General features: G+C 71.2%; 19 protein-coding genes, 1 tRNA gene and 1 riboswitch. Of the genes, 8 read left to right on the forward strand and 12 right to left on the reverse strand.

What is annotated here, in order from left to right:
- Positions 1–15 precede the first annotated feature (15 nt).
- The 3 genes from NYZ98_RS20285 (at position 16) to NYZ98_RS20295 (ending at position 3,384) form a co-directional block, all read left to right on the forward strand.
- Entirely contained in the window at positions 16–765 is a 750-nt protein-coding gene (locus NYZ98_RS20285) for an ABC transporter permease (protein WP_262844402.1), read from the forward strand.
- A 2-nt stretch (positions 766–767) separates the two neighbouring features.
- Positions 768–1,550, forward strand: a complete 783-nt coding sequence (locus NYZ98_RS20290; protein WP_262844423.1) for an ABC transporter ATP-binding protein — start codon at positions 768–770, stop codon at positions 1,548–1,550.
- A gap of 82 nt (positions 1,551–1,632) precedes the next feature.
- Entirely contained in the window at positions 1,633–3,384 is a 1,752-nt protein-coding gene (locus tag NYZ98_RS20295; RefSeq protein WP_262844403.1) for a tannase/feruloyl esterase family alpha/beta hydrolase, read from the forward strand.
- A gap of 107 nt (positions 3,385–3,491) precedes the next feature.
- Here NYZ98_RS20295 and NYZ98_RS20300 read toward each other — a convergent pair whose 3' ends face one another.
- Complete coding sequence (locus tag NYZ98_RS20300) at positions 3,492–4,169, reverse strand: TetR/AcrR family transcriptional regulator (RefSeq protein WP_262844404.1); 678 nt, start codon at positions 4,167–4,169, stop codon at positions 3,492–3,494.
- Positions 4,170–4,297: 128 nt separating this feature from the next.
- Between NYZ98_RS20300 and NYZ98_RS20305 the strand changes: the two genes are divergently transcribed.
- Positions 4,298–5,242, forward strand: a complete 945-nt coding sequence (locus tag NYZ98_RS20305; protein ID WP_262844405.1) for an SDR family oxidoreductase — start codon at positions 4,298–4,300, stop codon at positions 5,240–5,242.
- A 47-nt stretch (positions 5,243–5,289) separates the two neighbouring features.
- Here NYZ98_RS20305 and NYZ98_RS20310 read toward each other — a convergent pair whose 3' ends face one another.
- The 3 genes from NYZ98_RS20310 to NYZ98_RS20320 are packed head-to-tail and all read right to left on the reverse strand — an operon-like array spanning position 5,290 to position 8,042.
- Entirely contained in the window at positions 5,290–6,918 is a 1,629-nt protein-coding gene (locus NYZ98_RS20310; protein ID WP_262844406.1) for an FAD-dependent monooxygenase, read from the reverse strand.
- 20 nt (positions 6,919–6,938) lie between these two features.
- On the reverse strand, positions 6,939–7,493 hold the full coding sequence (locus NYZ98_RS20315; protein ID WP_262844407.1) for an acyl-CoA-like ligand-binding transcription factor: 555 nt from the start codon (positions 7,491–7,493) through the stop codon (positions 6,939–6,941).
- A 57-nt stretch (positions 7,494–7,550) separates the two neighbouring features.
- Positions 7,551–8,042 (reverse strand): MarR family winged helix-turn-helix transcriptional regulator, encoded by a 492-nt coding sequence (locus NYZ98_RS20320; protein ID WP_262844408.1) that lies wholly within the window; start codon positions 8,040–8,042, stop codon positions 7,551–7,553.
- Between the two features lie 57 nt (positions 8,043–8,099).
- Here NYZ98_RS20320 and NYZ98_RS20325 point away from each other — a divergent pair, with 57 nt between their 5' ends.
- Both NYZ98_RS20325 and NYZ98_RS20330 read left to right on the forward strand, forming a co-directional pair.
- Entirely contained in the window at positions 8,100–9,302 is a 1,203-nt protein-coding gene (locus NYZ98_RS20325) for a Bcr/CflA family efflux MFS transporter (RefSeq protein WP_262844409.1), read from the forward strand.
- On the forward strand, positions 9,299–9,742 hold the full coding sequence (locus NYZ98_RS20330; RefSeq protein WP_262844410.1) for an alpha/beta hydrolase family protein: 444 nt from the start codon (positions 9,299–9,301) through the stop codon (positions 9,740–9,742). The genes NYZ98_RS20325 and NYZ98_RS20330 overlap by 4 nt, the downstream gene beginning before the upstream one ends.
- Positions 9,743–9,776: 34 nt before the next feature.
- Here the strand turns inward: NYZ98_RS20330 and NYZ98_RS20335 are convergent, their stop codons facing one another.
- The gene (locus NYZ98_RS20335; protein WP_262844411.1) at positions 9,777–10,697 is read right to left on the reverse strand and encodes a hypothetical protein; all 921 of its coding nucleotides are present in this window, start codon (positions 10,695–10,697) and stop codon (positions 9,777–9,779) included.
- Positions 10,698–11,191: 494 nt separating this feature from the next.
- Between NYZ98_RS20335 and NYZ98_RS20340 the strand changes: the two genes are divergently transcribed.
- Complete coding sequence (locus NYZ98_RS20340; RefSeq protein ID WP_262844412.1) at positions 11,192–11,959, forward strand: pentapeptide repeat-containing protein; 768 nt, start codon at positions 11,192–11,194, stop codon at positions 11,957–11,959.
- A 202-nt stretch (positions 11,960–12,161) separates the two neighbouring features.
- Here NYZ98_RS20340 and NYZ98_RS20345 read toward each other — a convergent pair whose 3' ends face one another.
- The 5 genes from NYZ98_RS20345 to NYZ98_RS20365 all read right to left on the reverse strand — a co-directional run bounded on the left by NYZ98_RS20345 (position 12,162) and on the right by NYZ98_RS20365 (position 16,456).
- The gene (locus tag NYZ98_RS20345; protein WP_262844413.1) at positions 12,162–12,662 is read right to left on the reverse strand and encodes a hypothetical protein; all 501 of its coding nucleotides are present in this window, start codon (positions 12,660–12,662) and stop codon (positions 12,162–12,164) included.
- Positions 12,663–12,937: 275 nt separating this feature from the next.
- The gene (locus tag NYZ98_RS20350; RefSeq protein ID WP_262844414.1) at positions 12,938–14,455 is read right to left on the reverse strand and encodes a hypothetical protein; all 1,518 of its coding nucleotides are present in this window, start codon (positions 14,453–14,455) and stop codon (positions 12,938–12,940) included.
- Positions 14,452–15,195, reverse strand: coding sequence for an ABC transporter ATP-binding protein (locus NYZ98_RS20355; protein WP_262844415.1), 744 nt, complete (start codon positions 15,193–15,195; stop codon positions 14,452–14,454). The genes NYZ98_RS20350 and NYZ98_RS20355 overlap by 4 nt, the downstream gene beginning before the upstream one ends.
- The gene (locus NYZ98_RS20360; RefSeq protein ID WP_262844416.1) at positions 15,192–15,905 is read right to left on the reverse strand and encodes a hypothetical protein; all 714 of its coding nucleotides are present in this window, start codon (positions 15,903–15,905) and stop codon (positions 15,192–15,194) included. The genes NYZ98_RS20355 and NYZ98_RS20360 overlap by 4 nt, the downstream gene beginning before the upstream one ends.
- Complete coding sequence (locus NYZ98_RS20365; protein ID WP_262844417.1) at positions 15,902–16,456, reverse strand: RNA polymerase sigma factor; 555 nt, start codon at positions 16,454–16,456, stop codon at positions 15,902–15,904. Before NYZ98_RS20365 ends, NYZ98_RS20360 begins: the two co-directional genes overlap by 4 nt.
- Positions 16,457–16,672: 216 nt before the next feature.
- Here NYZ98_RS20365 and NYZ98_RS20370 point away from each other — a divergent pair, with 216 nt between their 5' ends.
- Positions 16,673–18,244 (forward strand): sulfatase family protein, encoded by a 1,572-nt coding sequence (locus tag NYZ98_RS20370; RefSeq protein WP_262844418.1) that lies wholly within the window; start codon positions 16,673–16,675, stop codon positions 18,242–18,244.
- Between the two features lie 101 nt (positions 18,245–18,345).
- On the opposite strand, the gene NYZ98_RS20375 is transcribed toward NYZ98_RS20370, so the two are convergent.
- Both NYZ98_RS20375 and NYZ98_RS20380 read right to left on the reverse strand, forming a co-directional pair.
- Positions 18,346–18,422, reverse strand: a tRNA-Lys gene (locus NYZ98_RS20375).
- An 83-nt stretch (positions 18,423–18,505) separates the two neighbouring features.
- The gene (locus NYZ98_RS20380) at positions 18,506–19,165 is read right to left on the reverse strand and encodes a hypothetical protein (protein WP_262844419.1); all 660 of its coding nucleotides are present in this window, start codon (positions 19,163–19,165) and stop codon (positions 18,506–18,508) included.
- 306 nt (positions 19,166–19,471) lie between these two features.
- Positions 19,472–19,616, reverse strand: a riboswitch (cyclic di-AMP (ydaO/yuaA leader).
- Positions 19,617–20,057: the final 441 nt, after the last annotated feature.

Consider the following 20,057-nt stretch of genomic DNA (forward strand, 5'->3'; position numbering starts at 1 on the left):
ACGGGAGGTTCCCGAATGAACGCCCTGAGGAAGGGCGTCCAGCTCCTCGGGCTGCCCGTGCTGCTGATCGCCCTGTGGTGGGTCGCGACCGTGAACAGCGACAACTTCTTCTGGCCGCCGCTGAGCGAGATCGCCGGGACCTTCCGTGAGACCTGGTTCACGGGCAGGTTCACCGCCGACGTGCTGCCCAGCGTCGGCCGCCTGCTCGCCGGGTACGGCCTAGCCCTGGTGCTGGGCGTCGGGCTCGGCGTGGCGATCGGGTCGCTGCCGGTGCTGCGTGCCGTGCTCGAACCCGTCCTTGAGTTCTTCCGGGCGATTCCGCCGCCGGTGCTCGTGCCGGTCCTCATGCTGTTCGCCGGGATCGGCACCACTATGAAGATCCTCGTGATCGTCTCCGGCTGTGTGTGGCCGATCCTGCTGAACACCGTCGAGGGCGTGCGCGCGGTCGACGAGGTGCTGCGCGACACCGCACGCTGCTACCGGCTGGGCCGCCGGGCCCGGCTCCTGCGCCTGGTGCTGCCCGGCGCGAGCCCGCAGATCTGCGCCGGGGCCCGGCAAGGGCTGTCGGTCGGGATCATCCTCATGGTCATCAGCGAGATGTTCGCCGCCGGCAACGGCCTGGGCTTCACCGTCGTGCAGTTCCAGCGCACCTTCGCCGTCCCCCAGATGTGGACCGGGATCATCCTGCTCGGGCTGATCGGCGTCCTTCTGTCCCTGATCTTCCGGGTCGCCGAGGCCCGGCTGCTGAGCTGGAGAAATGAATGACCCTGCTGGACGTCCGCCACCTGCGCAAGGTCTACCAGGGACGAGGACGCGACGTCGAGGCGGTCCGTGACCTGACCCTCGCGGTCGGCGCGGGCGAACTGGTGTGCGTCGTCGGCCCGTCAGGCGCGGGCAAGACCACCCTGCTGCGCTGCGTCGCCGGGCTGCTGGAGGGCACGTCCGGCGAGGTGCGGCTGGACGGGCGGCCGGTCGTCGGCCCGCCGCCCGGCATGGCGGTGGTGTTCCAGGAGTACGGGCGCAGCCTGTTCCCCTGGCTCACCGTGCGCCAGAACGTGGAACTGCCGCTGAAGGAGAAGGGACTCGGCAAGGAGGATCGGCGCCGCCTCGTCGACGAGGCGCTTGCGGCCGTCGGCCTGGCCGGGGACGCGGACGCCCATCCCTGGCAGCTCTCCGGCGGGATGCAGCAGCGGGTGGCCATCGCACGGGCGGTCGCCTACGAGCCGAGCGTCATGCTGATGGACGAGCCGTTCGCGGCGGTCGACGCCCAGACCCGCGCCGACCTGGAGGACCTCGTCCGGTCGCTCTGGAAACGTCTTGGAATGACCGTCCTGTTCGTCACCCACGACATCGACGAGTCGGTATATCTCGCCGAACGGGTGATCGTCCTGTCGAACTCGCCGACCGAGGTCCTCGAAGAGGTCGCCGTCGACCTGCCCGCGACGCGCGACCAGCTCACCACGCGGTCCCTGCCGCGCTTCGCCGAGCTGCGGGCGCACGTCTACAAGCTGATCCAGCAGGCCAAGAACGGGCAGCGCCCCGTCGCGTGATCCCCGAGCGTCACCCCACCCCCCGAGAGAGCGGACGTCCATGCGGAGAACGACCCTCAGATCCAAATTGTGCGGCGCGGCCATGGCGGTGGCCCTGGTGGCGGTACTGAGCCCCGCCACCGCCGCCGGAGCGACGAGCGCCACCCCCGGCGCCACTGCTGGCGCCACCGCCAGCGCTGTGAGCGTCACCGCCGGCGCGCGGCCGGGCGGCGGCCTCGCCGACCTGCCCGCCCTCGAACCGGTCATGGAATGCTCCGCCCTGACCGGCCTCGACCTGGGCGGCGTCACGGACGCGCCCGTCACCATCACCTCGGCCACCGTGTCGACCGCCGGGGCCCCGGCCCCCTACTGCGCGGTCACCGGGACCATCGCCCCGGCCGACACCATCGTCATGCGGCTGCCGGTCGGCGGCTGGACCCAGCGCTACCTGCAGACCGGCTGCGGCGGTGAGTGCGGCTCCTCCACCATCAACTACACCCAGGCCGCGAGCTGCCGGCCGATCGCCGACGGCACCATCGCCAGCGCCACCACCGACATGGGCCACCAGGGCTCGTTCGACGGCTCCTGGGCGGCGGGCGACCCGCAGGCGCAGATCGACTTCGCCTACCGGGGCGTCCACGTCACCGCCCAGGTCGCCAAGGCGGTCATCACCCGGTTCTACGGGCACGCCCCGGCGTACTCCTACTTCGACAGCTGCTCCGACGGCGGGCGCGAGGCCCTCATGGAGGCCCAGCGCTACCCCGGCGACTTCGACGGGATCGCCGCAGGGGCGCCGGCCAACAACATGGTCGTCCAGAACACCTTCCACCACGCGTGGAACGTCCTGGCGAACCTCGGCGCCGACGGGAAGTACATCCTGCTCGCCGGCCGGCTGCCGCTCGTCCACCAGGCCGTGCTGGCCCGGTGCGACGCGCGCGACGGGCTGGCGGACGGGGTGCTCGACGACCCGCGCCGCTGCGACTTCGACCCCGCGAGCCTGGTCTGCCGGACCGGCCAGGACACCGCGACCTGCCTGACGCCCGCCGAGGCCGCGGTGGTCCGCCGCCTGCACGACGGCGCCGTCACCGGCGACGGGAAGCGGCTGGAGCCGGCGATCGCCCATGAGTGGGGCTCGGAGCCGGAGTGGACCCTGTTCGTCCCCTCGGCCCAGGGCACGAAGGTGGGCAGCGAGAACTTCGTGCTCTCCTTCGCCCGCTACCTCGGCTACACCAACCAGGTGGACCCCACCTGGGAGCTGTCGGATCTCAAGCTCACCGTCGAGGGGTTCTGGCGGACCGTCCAGTCGTCCAGCTACCTGTCCGCGATGGACCCCGACCTCACCGCGTTCAGGCGGAGCGGCGGCAAACTGCTGCTCTGGCACGGCTGGAACGACCAGCACATCTCCCCGCAGGGCACCCTCGCCTACTTCGACGCCGTCCAGCGGACCATGGGCCGGGGCGCCGTCGACGGCTTCGCCCGGCTCTACCTCTTCCCCGGCGTCGCGCACTGCGGCGGCGGTGAGGGGCCGAACGTCTTCGACGTGCTCACGCCGGTGATGGCCTGGGTCGAGAGCGGTGCCGAGCCCGGACGGATCGTCGCTTCGACGTCCGCGAACCAGACGCCCGCACGGACCCGGCCGGTCTTCCCCTACCCGGCGGTCGCCCGCTACGACGGCTCCGGCAGCACCGACGACGCGGCGAACTTCGTCTCCTCCACCCCCGCCCACCAGCCGAAGGACGACTACCACTGGCTCGGCGAACGGCTCTTCTCCCACGACTACCAAACGCGGGGCCGAGCCGAGGGAACACGGCTCGTCCTCCATCCCGAACGAACCTGGCTGACCCGCATGATCTGAGTCGTCTCACGACCGGCCGGCACCGGTGCCGAGCGGACGACCGCACCGGGCCGGCCGGGCATCGCAGGGCAGATGCCGCGGTCCCCGGACCGGCCGGGCGTCGCGGGTCAGGTGCCCGCGGTCACCGCCTTGAGGCCCGCGAACGACTCCTCGACGAAACTTGTGAAGTCCTTCTGCCCGCCCTGCTCCACCTGCCCGGTCTGCCCGGTCTGCCCGGCCTTCTCCGCCCGCTCCGCCCGCTCCGCCTGGTCCGCCTGGTCCGCCTGGTCCGCCGCCTGTTCGGTCTGCTCGGCCTGCTCGGTCCAGCTCCGGAAGGCGATCTTGAAGACGGCGATGCCCGCCTCGGCGGCCAGGCTCGCGGAGGCCTCGTCGACACCGCGCCGCCGCAACGCGTCGGCGATCGCCGCCCCCAGCGACGCGAGCTTGATCAGCTCGCGTTCCTGCAGCTCGGTGTTGGCGGCGATGACGGCCTGGCGCCGGCGGGAATGTTCCTGGCGCTCCTGCATCACGGCCGCGGCGGCCAAAACGGCCGCCATCACGGCCTCCATCGGGCTCGCCGGCTCGGGAGCACGGGCGACCGTACGCACGAGAAGCTCCTGCAGCGCGCTCGACCCCCCGAACAGCACTTCACGCTTGTCGGCGTAGTGCCGGAAGAACGTGCGCTCCGTCAGCCCCGCCCGCTCGGCGATCTCCGCCACCGAGGTCCGCTCGAAGCCGCGCTCCAGGTAGAGCTCCAGTGCCGCCCGTTCGAGCCGGCCGCGCGCGTCCGGCTCCCATCGACCCATGCGGGCATCGTACCCCGATGACAGCGGCTGACATCACTGCTACTGTGTGATGTCAGCAACTGACATCGATCGATCGTCAGCCGCGCGTCTCGGCGCGAGGACGATCGGCCCAGGCTGGAGGCTCACTCATGCGCGTTTTCGTCACCGGGGCATCCGGATGGATCGGCTCCGCACTCGTGCCCGAACTCATCGGCGCGGGTCACCAGGTCGTCGGGCTCGCCCGCTCGGACGCCTCGGCCGCCGCCCTCACCACGGCCGGTGCCGAGGTGGTCCACGGCTCCCTCGACGACCTCGACGTCCTGCGCGACGCGGCCGGCGCGTCCGACGGGGTGGTCCACCTCGCCTTCAAGCACGACATCGCCTTCTCAGGGGGCTTCACGAACGCCGCCGACGCCGACCGCCGCGCCGTCGAGACGTTCGGCCAGGCGCTCGCCGGTTCCGGCCGGCCGTTCGTGCTCGCCTCCGGGCTGCTCGGCCTCAAGCCGGGCCAGGTGAGCACCGAAGCGGACGGGCTCGAGCCCAACGATCTGCCCGCCTACGTGACCGGCGGCCCGCGCATCCGCATGGGCACCGCCCACCTGGCCATCGCCCTCGCCGGCCAGGACATCCGCTCGTCGGTCGTACGGCTCCCGCCGACCGTGCACGGCGACGGCGACCACGGCTTCATGGCCGCACTGGTCGGCATCGCCCGCGACAAGGGCGTCTCCGGCTACGTCGGCGACGGCTCCCAACGCTGGCCGGCCGCGCACCGCGTCGACGCCGCACACCTGTTCCGGCTCGCCCTGGAGAGCGCACCCGCCGGATCGACCCTGCACGCGACCGCCGACCAGGGCGTGCCGATCCGCTCGATCGCCGAGGTCCTCGGCCGCCACCTCGACCTGCCGGTCCGCTCGATCTCCCCCGAGGACGCGCCCGGCCACTTCACCTGGCTCGCGGGCTTCATCTCCCTCGACAGCGCCTCCTCCAGCGACCTGACCCGCGACCTCCTGAGCTGGACCCCCACCCAGCCAGGCCTCCTGGACGACCTGGAAAAGGGCCACTACTTCCACACCGACCGTCCCGCACGACCGTAATCGCCCGCCGGAACGCCCGCGGCGAGCCCGGCGTCCTCGCAGGGCCGTCAGCCGTAGGTGTCCGTCCTCGGGCGGCCGGTGCCGGTGGGCAGGGCGGCGGGATGGGAGCCGGTCAGGCCGGCCAGGTAGTCGCGCAGGACGCGCGGGTCGGCGGGGCCCCGGTAGGCGAGGTAGCCGTCGGGCCTGACCAGGGCGCAGCCCGCGGTGCCGTACACCCGCTCCAGGTGGTGGGTCACCACCCCGTCGAGCCGGATGGGCTCGGTGGTCAGCAGGGTGAAGTGCGGCCCACGGAACAGGTCGAACAGGCGCACCCGGGTCCCGGTGCCGGCTTGTACGGCGGTGCCGTCGGGGGCGCGGTCGCCGGCGCGCGGGCGGCCCGCGGGACCGGGGGCGCTGAGCGGGGACTCGCGGTAGTGCAGGCCGATCTGAGAGAGCCTGCGCAGCAGGGCGCGGGTGACCGGGGGCAGCGTGAGCAGCGGCAGCAGCACCCAGCGGCGCAGCAGCGCCATCAGCGGGTTGGTGGAGAACAGCGCGCCGTGCCCGGTCTGGCTGGTGGCCAGCACCTTGCGGGCCACCAGCAGCCGCTCGGCCTCGTAGGTGTCCAGCAGGCGGTCCGGGGCGCCGCCCAGCACCATGGCCAGCTTCCAGCCCAGGTTGTAGGCGTCCTGGACACCGGAGTTGAGGCCCTGGCCGCTGACCGGGGAGTGGACGTGCGCCGCGTCGCCGCCGACCAGCACCCGGCCCACCCGGTAGCGGTCGACCATGCGCTGGTTGACCGTGAAGCGCGACAACCAGGTGGGGCTGTGGAGACGCACTCCGGTCATCCCGGTGTAGGCGTCGAACAGCCGCTGGAAGGTCGCGGGGCCGGGCTCCTCGTCGCCCGCGAGGGTGGCGCTGTACTGCCAGACGTCGGTGCCCTTGAGCGGGCACAGTTGCAGGAAGGTGTGGTCGGCGTTGGACCAGACGTATCGGGCCTCGCGCGAGAGCCCTTCAACTTCGACGTCGCCGATGAGGCCGACCTGGCCGGGGTCGCCGTGACCCTCGAAGCGCAGCCCGGCCGACTTGCGCACCGTGCTCCGTCCGCCGTCGGCGCCGACCAGGTAGGCGGCGCGGATCGTCCGGGTCGCGTCGGTGGCCACGTCCCGCACGGTCGCGGTCACCGCCTCCGCGTCCTGCTCCAGGCCGACGAACTCCTGCCCGCGCTCCACCACGCCGCCCAGGGCGGCCAGCCGCTCGGCCAAGATGGTCTCGATCCGCCACTGCGGAGCGTGCAGGGCGTCAGGGTAGGGCATGGACTCGCCCGCCCGGCCGTACACGAAGGTGAGCTCGGCGATGAGCCTGTCGCGGTCGTAGAACCGGGTGACTGCCATGAGCATCGCGGCGTCCAGCACCTGCTCGATCACACCGAGATCGTCGAAGACCTCCAGCGTGCGCGGCATCACGCCCTTGCCACGGCTGCCGGGGAACGGCTCGGCGGCCCTGTCGAGCACGCGGCAGGCGACGCCGCGACGCGCCAGGTCGATGGCCAGCACCAGCCCGGTCGGGCCGGCTCCGACGATCAGCACGGGCGTGTCGAGCGGGCCCTCGTGGCGCACGGGCGTGTCGTGAAGTTCGGGCAGGTCGTGGGGTACGGGCGTAGCGTGCGGGCCGTCGTGGAGTTCGGGGGCATCGGGCATCTGAGGCTCCTCGGAATGCGTCAGGTGAGCGCCTGGAAGGCGCGGTCGATGAGCTCGGCCAGGCTCGCGGTCTCGTCATCACCGGCCCACTGGACGACCGCGGCGGTCATCGCGGCCATGCCCGCGCCGGCCAGCACCCGGAAGCGCAGGTCGGGGACGCCGCCGGCCAGCGCGGTCGCGACGAGCTCGGCCGTGTCGCGTTCCTGCTGCCACAACTGGGCGCGCAGCGCGGGGGTGTCCAGGATCAGCCGCGCGCGGGCGCGCACGGTCGCCAGTTCCCGCTCCTCCAGGTAGGTGAAGCCCTCGGCCAGGGCGCGCCGCAGCCGCAGCAGCGGCGGCTCTTCGGCCGGCCGGGCGGCCACCAACTCGGCGATCATCGGGTCGTAGGGGTCGGCGGTGACCACCAGATCCTTGGCCGGGAAGTACCGGAAGAAGGTCATGTGCGAGACCCCGGCCGCGGCGGCGATCTCCTCCACCGTGGTGGCCTCGTACCCCTTGACCAGGAACAGCTCGATCGCCGCGTCCTGGATCCGCTGCCGCGTGGCCGCCTTCTTACGCTCTCGCCAGTCGTTCACCAGCACCCCATACGTTATCTACTAACATGTTAGACGTTAACATGTTAGTAGATAACACTACAAGCTCGATCGCCTGGCCAGGACGTCGGCCAGCAGGTTGAGGGCGTCGATCACGTGTTCGCGGTCCGGGCCCAGGCCTTCCAGCAGTTCGGCCTCCCGCGCCAGTTGGCGGGGGAAGATCGCATCGACGGCCGCCTCGCCCGCAGGCGTCAGCCGTACCAGCGCGGCGCGACGATCGGTCGGGCTGGGTGCTCTCGCGACCAGGCCGCGGCCCTCCAGCCGGCTCAGGGTCTTGCTGATCGCCGCACGTGAGTGGCGCATCTGGGCGGCCAGGTGGCGGGCGATGGTCGGGTTCCGGTCATGCCGCAGCCGGAGGCACACATCGAGCTCCGCGCCGGTGAGCGCGGCGTCGACGTACAGCGGGTCCAGCGCCTCGCCGAGCAGGGCGACGACCCGTTTGAGCGGGCCGATCACCTCCATCGGGGAGGTGTCGAGGTCGGGACGGGCCGCGGCCCACAGCTCGCGGACGCGATCGGTACTCCGGCTCATGCCACCCTCACTCCAGAGTAATTGTTAACCAGTTGACTACTAGGTTACCTTTACGACATGGTAGAGACCCCCACGCTCCGGCGTCCCGTCCTGCTGCTGGCCGTCTTGGGGCCGCTCACCGCCGTGGCGCCGCTGGCCATCGACATGTACGTGCCCGGCTTCCCCGGCCTCGGCCGGGAACTGGCCGCGAGCCGACCGGCGGTGCAACTGTCGATGAGCGCCTTCCTGATCGGGCTGGTCGCCGGCCAGCTGGTGATCGGGCCGCTCAGTGACGGGCTGGGCCGGCGCCGGCTGCTGGTGCCGGGCACCGCCGCCTTCGCGCTGCTGTCGGCCTGCTGCGCGCTGGCACCGACGGCGCCGCTGCTGGTGGGCGGCCGTTTCCTGCAAGGGTGCGCGGGAGCGGCCGGGCTGGTGCTGGCCCGCGCCGTACTGACCGACCGCTTCGCCGGGCCCCGGCTGCCGGTCTACTTCTCGATCCTGGCAATGATCTTGGGGGTGGCGCCGGTCCTCGGCCCGCTGCTGGGCGGCGTGATCGTGACCGCCTCCGGCTGGCGCGCGGTGTTCTGGGCGCTGACCGCCCTCGGCCTGGTGCTGCTGGCGGCGACCTGGCTGGGCGTGCCGGAGTCCCTGCCGCCCGCACGGCGATCGCCCGGCGGCCTGCGTCAGGCCTTCGGCTCAATGGTGGTGTTGCTCCGCCAGCGCGCTTTCGCCGGATACATCCTGGCGCTCGGTTCGGCCGCGGGGGCGATGTTCGTCTACATCGGCGCCTCCAGCTACGTCTTCCAGGACGGTTACGGACTGAGCGCCGTCCAGTACGGGATGGTGTTCGCCGTCAACGCCGCGGCCATGCTCGCCGCCGGCGCGGGTTTCGGCCTGGCCGCCCGGCGGGCGGCCGTGCCGCTGCTGCTGACCGGGTACCTCACCGTCGGCGCCCTTGGCACGCTGGCGCTGGCGGTCCAGGCCACGCTGGCTCCCACCCTGGCCGGCACCTGGGTCTGCCTCGCCATCACGCTCTTCGGCGTCGGCGGCGTCTTCCCCGCCGTCACCACCATCACCCAGACCATCGGCCGCGCCCGCGCCGGTGCGGCGTCCGCACTGTCCGGCGGCGCCGCCTACCTGTTCGGCGCCCTGGCCGCCCCCTTGAGCGGCGCCACGCTGCGCACGATGGCGTTCGTCATGCTGGCCGCCCTGGCGCTGGCGGTCGCGGCGCTGCTGGCCGCCCGCCCGTGGCGGCCGCTGCTCGAAAGGAGCTTCGTGTGAACGCCATGCGCCTGATCATGGCACTGGCGGCGCTGAGCGGCCGTCCCATCCGCCTGTCCAGCGTGGCCGCCCCGGACGACGACCCCGACAGCCTCCACCTGCGCGTGGAACCCGCCGGCCAGATCAGGCCCGGCCGAGGCGCTCGCTCCCATCGAGGCATCCCCTACGCCGCTCGGGGCCGCACGCTGCGCATGGACATCCTGACCCCGCGGACGCCCGGCCCGCACCCGCTCGTGCTGTACCTGCCCGGGGGTGGCTTCGTCACCGCCCGGCGCGCGATGGCCGCCCGCCCGCGCCGCCATGTCACCCAGGTGGGTTTCGTGGTGGCCGCCATCGACTATCGCACCGCTTCGCCCACGGCCCGCGTCTGGGCCAGCACGCAGGTCATGGACATCATCGTGGACTTCCTCCGGTCCCGGCTGTCGACAGCTCCCCCGTGATGGCCGGCCCGTCCTTCACGGTGAGGCGGCATCCCTACTCGCGCCAGAGCCACGTGACCCGCTCGTACAGCGGCTCGAAGCCAGCGCGCAGCATGTTGCGCAGGGAGGTGTTGTGCTCGCCGGGCCCTTCCGCGCCGGTCTCGGCGACGAGCCATCGGCAGCCCGCGTCCTGGGCCGCCCGGGCGCGGGCGGTGAGCAGCGCCGACTGGGCGCCTCGGCCCCTGCCTTCAGGGAGCGTCGCCCCGCCGAACATGTCCGCGCACTCCCCGTTGACGAAGATGCTCCCGACCGCGATGATCCGCTCGCCGTCCCAGACGGCGTACTGCCGCCAGTCCGGCCGGCCCACGCAGGACGCGGCCATGTCGATCATGGCAGGCGTGGTGAACCCGAAGGTGGTCATCATGACCGTCGCCCACTCGTGCGCATGGTGGGGTTCGACCGGGCCGAGGCGCAGTCCGGGGTGAAGCGCCGCGAGGCCGTCGGCCGCGGACACCGCGGTCTGGGTGTCGCATCCCAGTTTGGCGTGACGGCCGCCTTCGGTGAGGTTCAGCTCACCGGCGGTCGTGGCCCAGTCCGGCGGCAGCAGTGGCGGCGCGATCATGAACGAGCCCTGGGGCACGCCCTGCTCGCGGTAGAAGTCGCACACCCGCGCCAGCACGTCCGCGGTGACCGGCTCGTCGGCGCCGAACCCGCCGGCCCGGTTGAAGAAACGGCTCGGGTCCTCGCGGATCGTCAGCGCCAGCACCGCGCCGACGCGCAGCGAGCCGATGCCCAGCGTCTCCCGTACCGACGCCGGAGCGCCGGTCACGAAGTCCACGTAAGCCCCGATCTCGGTCCGCTCGGCCGGCCCGAACGGCACGGTGCTCCTCATGCCTGTCCCCCATCTCTCGGTCTCCTGGACGAAGTCCAGCACACCGGCGCACGCGATGAACGCCCCGAGGTGCGGAGCGCCCACGAGGGCGGCTCCAGGGGTGTGACGGAGCGGGCGTACCGACCGACACTTCGGTGGGAATCATGGTGGAGTTACCGGTATGAGGCAGAGGGGGCTGCTGGTCGCCGGGGTGCTCGCGGGGGCGGGCCTTGGCCTGTCGAGTAGGGGCACGCGGTCCGACCGGGCGACGCTGCGGGTGCTGCCGTGGTGGTGGGTCCTGGCCGGGGTCCTCATCGTCGCGGTCTCCATGTGGAGCGCCACGGCGGTCCTGCTGTTCCTAGCGGACGGCACGCCGGACGCCGCCAAGCGCGTCGAGCTGCGGCTGGATGCCGTGAAGACCGGGCTGACCGTCGGCGCCGGCGCCGCGGGGCTCGTGGCGCTCATGCTCGGCATCCGCCGGCAATGGCTCGGGGAGCGCACGCAGGCGTATCAGGAGTACGACGCCGACGAGAGGCCGGATGGCTCCCGTCCTGACCTCGCCCGTACCGGCGCGGCGGGGAAAGGGAGCGGACCCACCGGTGAACCCCGAGGAAGAGATCAGAGCGTTCGTCGACCCGCAGGAGCTTCAGGTCCGCACCACGGCGCAGCGGATCCTTCGGGACCATCTGCAGTGGAGCAGGTCCGAATACCCGCACCCCGCCCTGTTCTGGCCGGACGTCGACGTGGAACTGACGGGCGCCTGGCTGGTGAAGCTTGATTTCACCGACTGCCGGATGCGCTCTGCGGGGTTCGGCGGGGCCCGGTTCGAGGGGTTCGCCCGCTTCGACCGGGCCACGTTCCAGGGGCGGACGGTGTTCAGCGGAGCCGTGTTCGCGGGCAGGGCTTCCTGGGGAGAGGCCAACTACAAGGCGGCCTTCGCCGAGGCGCTGTTCACCGGCGACGCGATATTCCGAGAGACCGTGTTCGCCCTCCGAGCGGATTTCCGGGGCGCCGCCTTCACGGGGACGGCACTCTTCAGCCGGACGACCTTCAAGGACCGGGCCGTCTTCCGCGCGGCCACCTTCACGAAGGAGGCCATCTTCGACGGAGCCGCCTTCATGAACGAGAGCGTCTTCCGGCAGGCGAAATTCTCCGCCGGAACCTCCTTCCTGCAAGCCATCTTCACGAAAGCCCCGGCCTTACACGAGGCCACGGCGCAACCGACCAACGCCCGGCGTTCCTGGCCGGATGGCTGGACCGAGTCAGCCCGACCGGACGGCTCGAACTCTGTCGACCTGGTCCAGAAGGCTCCCCGAACCGAGGAACCCCCAAAGGAGGAGGCGACAGGCCGGCAAGAGCCCGCCTGAACGCCACAGCCGGTCTCTCAGAGACCGAGCAGACCGGGCGGCCGCATGCTCTTATCCACAAGAAACGGTGTTCGGGAGGTTGTGAACACCCGGGGTCGTTGACCGTAAGCAGACGCCCCATCGCCGCCCGAGGTTCCCCACCACAGCACGAGACCGATATCGACCATTGCAGGGCCAACAGTCCCGAACCGCAGGAGGTGAATCATTCGTGGGTGGTGTCGCGGGCGCCGCGCCAGGTGATGGCGAGCGTGCCTGCGGTGAAGGCCAGGGTGGCGCAGAGGGCCGCGGCGTGGTCGTGGGGTGGGCAGGCGGGCCAGATCCATGGCGTGGTCCGGGCGGAGGTGAGGGCGACCTCGGCCAGACCCAGGTAGCCCACCGGTCCGACCCACGACAGATGACCGCCGAGCACGGCGGCGGACAGCAGGCCGACGCCCACCAGACCGGCGACGTTGCGCAGCAGGGCCAGGTCGCCGCCGGGCAGGTGCGCGGGTACGGTACCGGCGGCCAGCATCCCGGCGGCGGCCGCGGTCAGTGCCAGGGTGGTGCCGAGGCGCAGCCAGGGCAGCCACCGGCCGGTGGCGCGTTCGACCTCGCCGAACGGGCTGCGGGTGGTGACCGCGATGATCATGGCCGCAGCGCTCTCGATCAGCAGCGGCAGTTGTTGCGCGGAGGGTCCGCTGCCCTGGATCCAGTGCCAGTGCAACGCGCACCTGAGGAGGACTGCGCACCCGGCCAGTGCCGCGAGAGCCCCAGGGACCTGACGGCCGGCCAGATGCAGGCGTACCAGACGAAGCCCCGCCGGCCACGACCGGCCCGCCACCCCCGGTCGCAGGTCGGCGGCGGTCACGGCAGCGGCTCCAGGCAGAGGCGCCCAACGATCCGTAGCGCGGTCATGGCAGTTGATTCAGGGAAAAGCGGCCGATCCGTAGCGCGATCACGGCAGTTGCTTCAGGGAAAGGCGGCCAGTGCGCAGGGCGGTCATGGCAGTTGATTCAGGGAGAGGCGGCCGGTGCGCAGGGCGGTTATGTGGGTGGTCAGCCAGGTGTGGCGGGTGGCGGTGGGTAGTGCGGCGAAGCGTTGGGCCGCGGTGTGGATTGGTGTGCCGGGCGGGGGCATGGGGACCACGTAGCAGCTTGTCGTGATGCCCGATCGGGCGCACTGGGGGGTGGACGACGTGCCGGCCAGCTTCAGGAGGGCCGCCGCGATCGCCTGCTGGGCGGGGGTGCCTCGTGGTTCGCCCATCGGGCCGGGGCTGTACCCGCCACCGACGACGCTGCTCACGATCGTCATCCCGGCGCGCGATCGCACCATGCCGGCGATGAAGGCGGAGCCGAAGTTCCGCGGGGCGACCCCGTAGCCGGCGAGCGGCAGGCGAAGCGCCGGCGGGCTGCCGCTGACCTCCTCCCCAAGGCTGGGCCACGCCCGGAGGTTCGTCGTGATCTGATCGACACGGACGGGTGCGCCGGGCAGGCCGGTGACCTGGTTCAGCACGGGGGCGAGGGCGGCCACCACGTCCGGCAGGTCGGCGCGGAAGGCCGGGTGCAGGCAGATCGGGACCACGGAGTGGTCGCAGACCGGGGTGTAGCCGATCGGCCGGTCGTCGGCGCTGTCGTGCAGGGCGGGGATGGCCATCATGCCCTGCGGTTGCAGCCGCGCCGTACTTGTCAGCCGGACCGCGATCCCGGCCGCGACCAGCCCGGGCACGACGAGCGCCGCACAGACCCGGCGGACCCGCCAGGGTCCCGAGCCTGCGGGTAGGCCCAGTGCGGCGAGGGCCGCGATGGTGAGGCCGGACAGGAAGATCAGCTGGGTGATGGAGAGGTCGGGCAGGAAGGGGTGGAAGATGCCGAGGTCCGCGTCGGGCTTGTGCCCGATCGTGTCGTTGGCCGGCGCGATCAGCGCGACCACGTCGCCCTGGACCGCGAGCCGGAACGCCACCAGGAGCGGGACGGCCACGGCGATCACCGCCAGCGGCGGGGTGAAACGGTTGGGGAGCAGCGCCCCGGCGGTGAACCCGATGGCGCTGAACGCCACCATGCTCGCGGCGCCGACCGCCACCAGCCACCACGGCGGCCCGCCCCAGACGGCCTCACGAGCCATGATCGCGAACAGGACGCCCGCGAAGACCAGGTACGCCAGCACGGCCCAGCAGGCGGTGGCCGCCCAGGTGACGAGCTGGGCCGACAGCCGCGGTCGCGACGTGACGCCCACCAGGTCGGTGGTGCCGCGACGACCGTCCCGCGAGCCCATCCACGCCGCGACGCCCACGACGAACGGCTCGAAGTCGGTGATGGCGTGCGTCTGCATGATCATGGCCCGCTGGAGCCAGTAGGGCGGGAACGACACGATGGTCTGGTAGGTGTCGAACCAGTACAGCACGGCCAGCAGCGGCAACGTCCACGGCATCGGGTTGCGGCGCAGTTCCAGCCGCAGCAACCGCCCGGGCGGCGTCAGGCGTGCGCGCCCGGCCCGTGGCGGGACCGCCACCGCGGTCATGACCGCACCTGCTGGAGCACGGCGCTGTACCCGCGCTCCAGCGGAGCGTCTCCCGTGCCGTGTCCCACGCCACGGGAGATCAGCTCGGCGGGGGTGCCGTCGAAGGCGATCCGCCCCTTCTCCATCAGCGCGACCCTCCCGCAGGCGGCGCCGACGTCCTCGACCAGGTGGGTGCTGACCACGACGGTGGCCTGCTCGCCCAGGTCGCGGAGCAGGGTACGGAACGTCACCCGCTGCTCGGGGTCCAGCCCCGCCGTCGGTTCGTCCAGCAGCAGGAGCCGAGGCTCGTTCACGATCGCCTGCGCGATGCCGGCCCGGCGCAGCATCCCGCCAGAAAGGTTGCGCAGCTTCGCCTTGGCCCGGTCGCCGAGCCCGACACGCTCGACGGCGGACGCCACGGCGGCGGGCACCCGCGCGGGGGGCACCTCCTTGAGCAGCGCGAAGTACTCGACGAACTCCACCACCGTGAAACCCGGGTAGTACCCGAGGGTCTGCGGCAGGTACCCGAGCCCGCGCCGGATCTCCCTCCGCTGCCCCTGGGAGCCGGGATCTCGCCCGAGCAGCCGCAGGCGGCCCGAGCTCGGCGGGATCACCGTCGCCATCATCCGCAGCAGCGAGGTCTTGCCCGCCCCGTTCGGCCCCAGCAGCCCGAACACCCCTGGCCCGGCCTCCAGGTCCACCCCCGCGACGGCCTGCGCGCGGCCGAATCGCCTGGTCAGCCCGCTTATCTCGATGTTCACGAAGTTCCTCTCGACATACGGGTCGCGTACAGCACGACCGCGGCACAGCCGGCCGTGAACGCCAGATAAGGGAGGACGAGCGCGGGGTCGCCGACCGCGAAGGTGTACCGCCCGGAGACGGTCTCCCCGGCGAGGATCATGATCGTCCAGCCGGCCACGCCGGCGGCCACCCCCACGTTCGCCGACCGCGCCAGCGTCGCGGCGGCCAGCGCGAGCGCCGAGACCGCGGTCATCGGCAGCAGCCAGCCGAACGTGAGCCCCGCCGCCGTCCCGGACGCCGCCGAGGCGGCCAGGCCGAGGACGGCGTTGACGCCGAACACCGCGACGACGCGTACCAGCAGCACCATCCGGTCGCTGACCGCCATGCTGGCCGACAGCTCCCAGGCCGGGTCGATTCCCGGCCCGTACGCGTAGGCGATGCCCGCGGCCGCCAGCGCCGGGGTCATCAGCGCCACCAGCGGCTGGTCCGACCCGGCCGTCGCGAGCGCCCCCGCGCCGAACACCACGACGCTGGCGATCAGCCACGGCACCAGCAGCGACGGCGTGGTCAGCAACGCCCTGGCCAGCCCCGGCGAGCGCAGCAGCCGCCCCGCCAGCCGTTCCGGCCATCCCGGTTCGCGGCGCCACACCTGCGCGGCCACCCCGATCCACACCCGATCCAGGTCGACGTCGCCGGGGGCCCCGGCCCGGTCCGCGGACAGCTCGCTCATGACGATCCTCCCTGCGCCACCGAGCGCCCCGGTAGCGCCTTACGCAGCAGGCGCCTGACCCGGTACGCGCGGCTTTTCACCGTGCCCGCCGGGACGCCCGTCAGCTCGGCGACCTCCGCCACCGGCCGGTCCTCGACATAGAGCAGCCGCCACACCTCACGCTCCGGCCCTCCGGCCGGCCCCAGCGCGGCGACCGCGTCGTCCAGCTCGGACCGGGACAGCACGGCCTCCACCGGATCGGCCAGGGACGGCGGGCCGGCCCGCGCCAGGGCGGCCACCAGGTCGTCGCCCCGGCCTCGGCGGCGCAGCCACGCCGCGGCCTGCCTGCGGGCGATCCCCCACAGCCAGCCGCCACCGGAGCCTTCCGGCCGGTATCCCGCGGCACCGCGCCATACCGCCAGGAACGTCTCCTGGAGCACGTCCTCCACATCGGCGGCGGGCAGCGCGACCCGCAGCCGGGCGGCCAGCCACGGCGCGTGCCGGAAGTACAGTTCCCGCAGCGCGGTGTCGTCGCCACCCGCCAGGCGGGCGATCAGCTCGTCGTCATCCATCACCCCCTCTATTGCGCCACGGCCCCGGCCGGTTCACGAAAGACCGGAAACAGATCTGTGCAGCGCATCGAGTGGAGCGGGACGGCAGAGGTGCGCCCTCGCGGGGACCGAACTCGCGGACTCGACGCCGACGACAGCCGACCCGACATGGACGGCGGGGCGCAGCGGCACAATTCCCCACTTGATCGGTAGGTTCAATTGGGATTCGATGAGGTCATGTCATCGCGCAAGCCACATCGTCACCGATCGAAACTCTTGGTAGCCCTGCTTGTCGCATCCGCGAGCACCACCTACGCGGGTGTGAAACTCGACAGTTCGCCGGCGTCGGCAGCGACGACCCAGCCCAACATCGTCTTCATCCTCACCGATGACCTCAACGAGGACGTCTTCGGCAAGGACGCCGGGCTCCGAACACTCCTGACCAGTCAGGGCACGACATTCAACAAACAGTTCGTCGAACTGTCGCTGTGCTGTCCGTCTCGAACCTCCACGCTGCGCGGGCAGTTCGCCCACAACACGGGCATCTACACCAACGAGGCCGCCTCCGGCGGCGGATTCCAGTCTGTCCACAGCAAAGGACTGGAGGACTCGACCGTCGCCACCTGGCTGCAAAGCGCCGGGTACCGCACCGGGTTCTTCGGCAAATACCTCAACGGGTACCCCAACGGAGCGCCCAGCAGTACCTACATTCCGCCTGGGTGGACGCGCTGGTTCAGCCCCAACGGCGGAAGCCCGTATTCGGAGTACAACTACGACGTCAACGACAATGGCACGACGGTCCACTTCGGCAGCGCGCCGGCGGACTACGGCGTTGACGTGATCTCTCGCAGGCTGACCACGTTCATCAAGAACACCACCACCGACTACCCGAACAAGCCATTCTTCACCTACGTCGCCCCCTACATCCCACACGGACCAGCGACGCCGCCGCCGCGCTACGACGGCATCTACCCCAACGCCAAGGCTCCACGAACTCCGTCTTTCAACGAGGACGACGTCAGCGACAAGCCGGCCTGGATCCGGAACAAACCCAAGCTCACCGCCGCCCAGATCAACAAGATCGACGCCTTCTACGAAAAGCGCAGAGAATCCCTGCGCTCGGTCGCCGACCTCGTCCAGGACACGATCGACGCTCTGCAGGCGCAAGGCGTGCTCGACAACACCTACATCGTCTTCACGTCGGACAACGGCTTCCACCAGGGCCAGCACCGCCTGAACTCCGGCAAGAACACCGCCTTCGAGGAAGATCTCAACGTCCCGCTGGTCATCCGCGGACCCGGCGTCCCCGCCGGGGCGGTCGTCAACGCCTTCACCCTCAACGTCGACCTCGCACCGACCTTCGCCGAACTGGCCGGAGCGACCGCGCCCGCCTTCGTCGACGGCCGCTCACTCGTGCCGTTCCTGCGCGGTACCACACCATCGCCATGGCGCCTGGCGTTCCTCAACGAGCATGCCGGCCCCCGCACCCTGAACACCAACACCCAGAACAACCTACTGGAACCCCAAGATCCCGGCGACGCACAAGCGCTCGCCACCGGAGGCGCCCCCGTCTACGTCGGCCTGCGGGCCAAACCCAACACGCTCGGCGTGAACGCGGCGTTGAACTACGTCGCCTACAACACCGGCGAACATGAGCTGTACGACCTGTCCGCCGACCCCTACCAGCTCGACAACTCCTACGACAGCGCCGGCCTGGCGCTCAAACAGAGGCTCGAAACCTGGGTCACCAGCCTCAAGAGCGCCTCCGGGCAGGCACTACGAGACGCGGAAGAGAACCCGCCCCAGTAGAGGACCCATCGCGGTGCGGCGGGCACACCGGCGGCCGGGGCGGAAATGACTGTGGGCACCCCCCGTCAAGTGGAGAGTGCCCAGGTCATCGGCCTTGGCCGTGGTGCGCCGCCAGGGACTCGAACCCCGGACCCGCTGATTAAGAGTCAGCTGCTCTAACCAACTGAGCTAGCGGCGCGTGACTACGGTGACTTTAGCAGTCTGGGCCAGGGTCCGCACATCGGCGGGTCGGCCGTGGCCACCGCTTCGGGGGTGGGCGGGTCAGTCGCCGATGACGGTGACCGGGACCACCGAGGACGCCGAGACCGGCGGGGTGACCGTCGCGGGAGGCGAGGCGGGGGTCGAGTCGTAGACGCCCCAGGCACCCGCGGAGAAGGGGACGGGCTGGTCCTTCTTGCCGACGCCGGGGCCCCACTTGGTGATGACGTAGTCCACGTCGATGTGGCCGGCGCCGAAGCCGGTGACCACGAGGGACGAGTCGCTGAAGGATCCGCCGGTCAGCTCCGCGAAGGTCCGCCCGTCGATGTCGAGCATGACGCCGCTCTCGGAGGGGATGCCCGGGCCACGGTCACCGATGAAGAAGGGCGCCTTCTTGCCGTTGTAGGTGACGTAGCCCTCGGTTCCGAGGGGCCAGCTCGGGCTGGCGAACAGGCCCTTCTGCATCGGCTTGCCGATGGCCGGAAGGCCCGTGTCACCCATGCGGCCGGAGGAGTCGTCCCAGAAGTACGAGGCCTTGGTGGAGCCGGTGAGGAGGGCGGTCTTGGTGGCCTGGGCGGTCACGGCGACGACGGGGGAGTCGTCGGCGTGGGCCGAGACGGTGGTGCAGACGGCGGTTGCGCAGATCGCGGTGGTGCAGGCCAGCGTGGCGCTGACGATGCCGGAGGTCCATCGGCATTTGGGGGTGCTCGTGAAAAAAGACATGGGGCGACAGATCTTTCGTCAGAAGACAAGGGGACCCGCGCTCCGAGTCGTGCAGGGATCGGTGCGGGGGATGGAAGGCGCTGTCACCGGATGGGTATGCCGAAGGCAGGGGTGCCGTCGCCGGCGATGATCGCGCGTTTCCGTTCGGGTCGGTCAGGGTGGCAGGGCCACCTTGTGTCGCGAAGGGCGAGGGAGTCGCCCGGTGGACGGCTGCTACCAGCCGACTAGTCCGCCGCTTCTGACGGCGTGACCGGGGCTTAGGGTTGCCCGGCAGACGGACTGCGCGAAGTGGAGTTCTCCACTCGGATCTCCTCTCCAATGACGTCTACCGGGTTAGCTGACGGATTCGGGCTTGGAGTCTGCCCTACCGCTTTCGCGGATTCACCCCAGTGAACTTGGGTCCCCGGCTCCCCGAGCCTGTGGCGGCTCGTGGATTCGACGTTGAGGCGGCGGCCTTCCGGCTGAAGACCAGGTCACCACCTCTTTAGGTGGATCAAACCTTACCTATCAAGTCAGGACAAAGCAAACGAAAGCACTACAAAGCATTATTAGATCTACCTTACGACCCTAAACACCAAGATTCAGGACAACAAGGCTGATAACGCCCTAAGTCCTGCCCGGCAACGCCTCGACACGGCCAGAGGGAGTGTCACGGGGCCCAGAAGGTGCGCCCGGCGAGGAAGCGGTAGAGGAAGTGGGGCGACCAGGAGCAGGGGCGAGGGGCCGAGGCCCACAGACCGATGCCGGAGGCGAGAAGCCCGAGAAGGCAGGCCAAGCGAAGGCGAGGAACCGAGAGGCCGAAGGCGGGAGTGGAGGCGAGGGACGGAGGGGGTGGAGGTGGGTGGGGAAAAGAGTCGGGGGGGGGGGGGGCCCCCCCCCCCCCCCCCCCCCC

The organism is Sphaerisporangium corydalis (assembly GCF_025506355.1).
Lineage (GTDB): Bacteria > Actinomycetota > Actinomycetes > Streptosporangiales > Streptosporangiaceae > Sphaerisporangium > Sphaerisporangium corydalis.

Coding starts and splice junctions, on each gene's coding strand:
- NYZ98_RS20285 (WP_262844402.1), top strand. CDS start 16: ATGAACGCCCTGAGGAAGGGCGTCCAGCTCCTCGGGCTGCCCGTGCTG.
- NYZ98_RS20295 (WP_262844403.1), top strand. CDS start 1,633: ATGGCGGTGGCCCTGGTGGCGGTACTGAGCCCCGCCACCGCCGCCGGA.
- NYZ98_RS20300 (WP_262844404.1), bottom strand. CDS start 4,169: ATGGGTCGATGGGAGCCGGACGCGCGCGGCCGGCTCGAACGGGCGGCA.
- NYZ98_RS20305 (WP_262844405.1), top strand. CDS start 4,298: ATGCGCGTTTTCGTCACCGGGGCATCCGGATGGATCGGCTCCGCACTC.
- NYZ98_RS20310 (WP_262844406.1), bottom strand. CDS start 6,918: ATGCCCGATGCCCCCGAACTCCACGACGGCCCGCACGCTACGCCCGTA.
- NYZ98_RS20320 (WP_262844408.1), bottom strand. CDS start 8,042: ATGAGCCGGAGTACCGATCGCGTCCGCGAGCTGTGGGCCGCGGCCCGT.
- NYZ98_RS20325 (WP_262844409.1), top strand. CDS start 8,100: ATGGTAGAGACCCCCACGCTCCGGCGTCCCGTCCTGCTGCTGGCCGTC.
- NYZ98_RS20350 (WP_262844414.1), bottom strand. CDS start 14,455: ATGACCGCGGTGGCGGTCCCGCCACGGGCCGGGCGCGCACGCCTGACG.
- NYZ98_RS20360 (WP_262844416.1), bottom strand. CDS start 15,905: ATGAGCGAGCTGTCCGCGGACCGGGCCGGGGCCCCCGGCGACGTCGAC.
- NYZ98_RS20365 (WP_262844417.1), bottom strand. CDS start 16,456: ATGGATGACGACGAGCTGATCGCCCGCCTGGCGGGTGGCGACGACACC.
- NYZ98_RS20370 (WP_262844418.1), top strand. CDS start 16,673: ATGTCATCGCGCAAGCCACATCGTCACCGATCGAAACTCTTGGTAGCC.
- NYZ98_RS20380 (WP_262844419.1), bottom strand. CDS start 19,165: ATGTCTTTTTTCACGAGCACCCCCAAATGCCGATGGACCTCCGGCATC.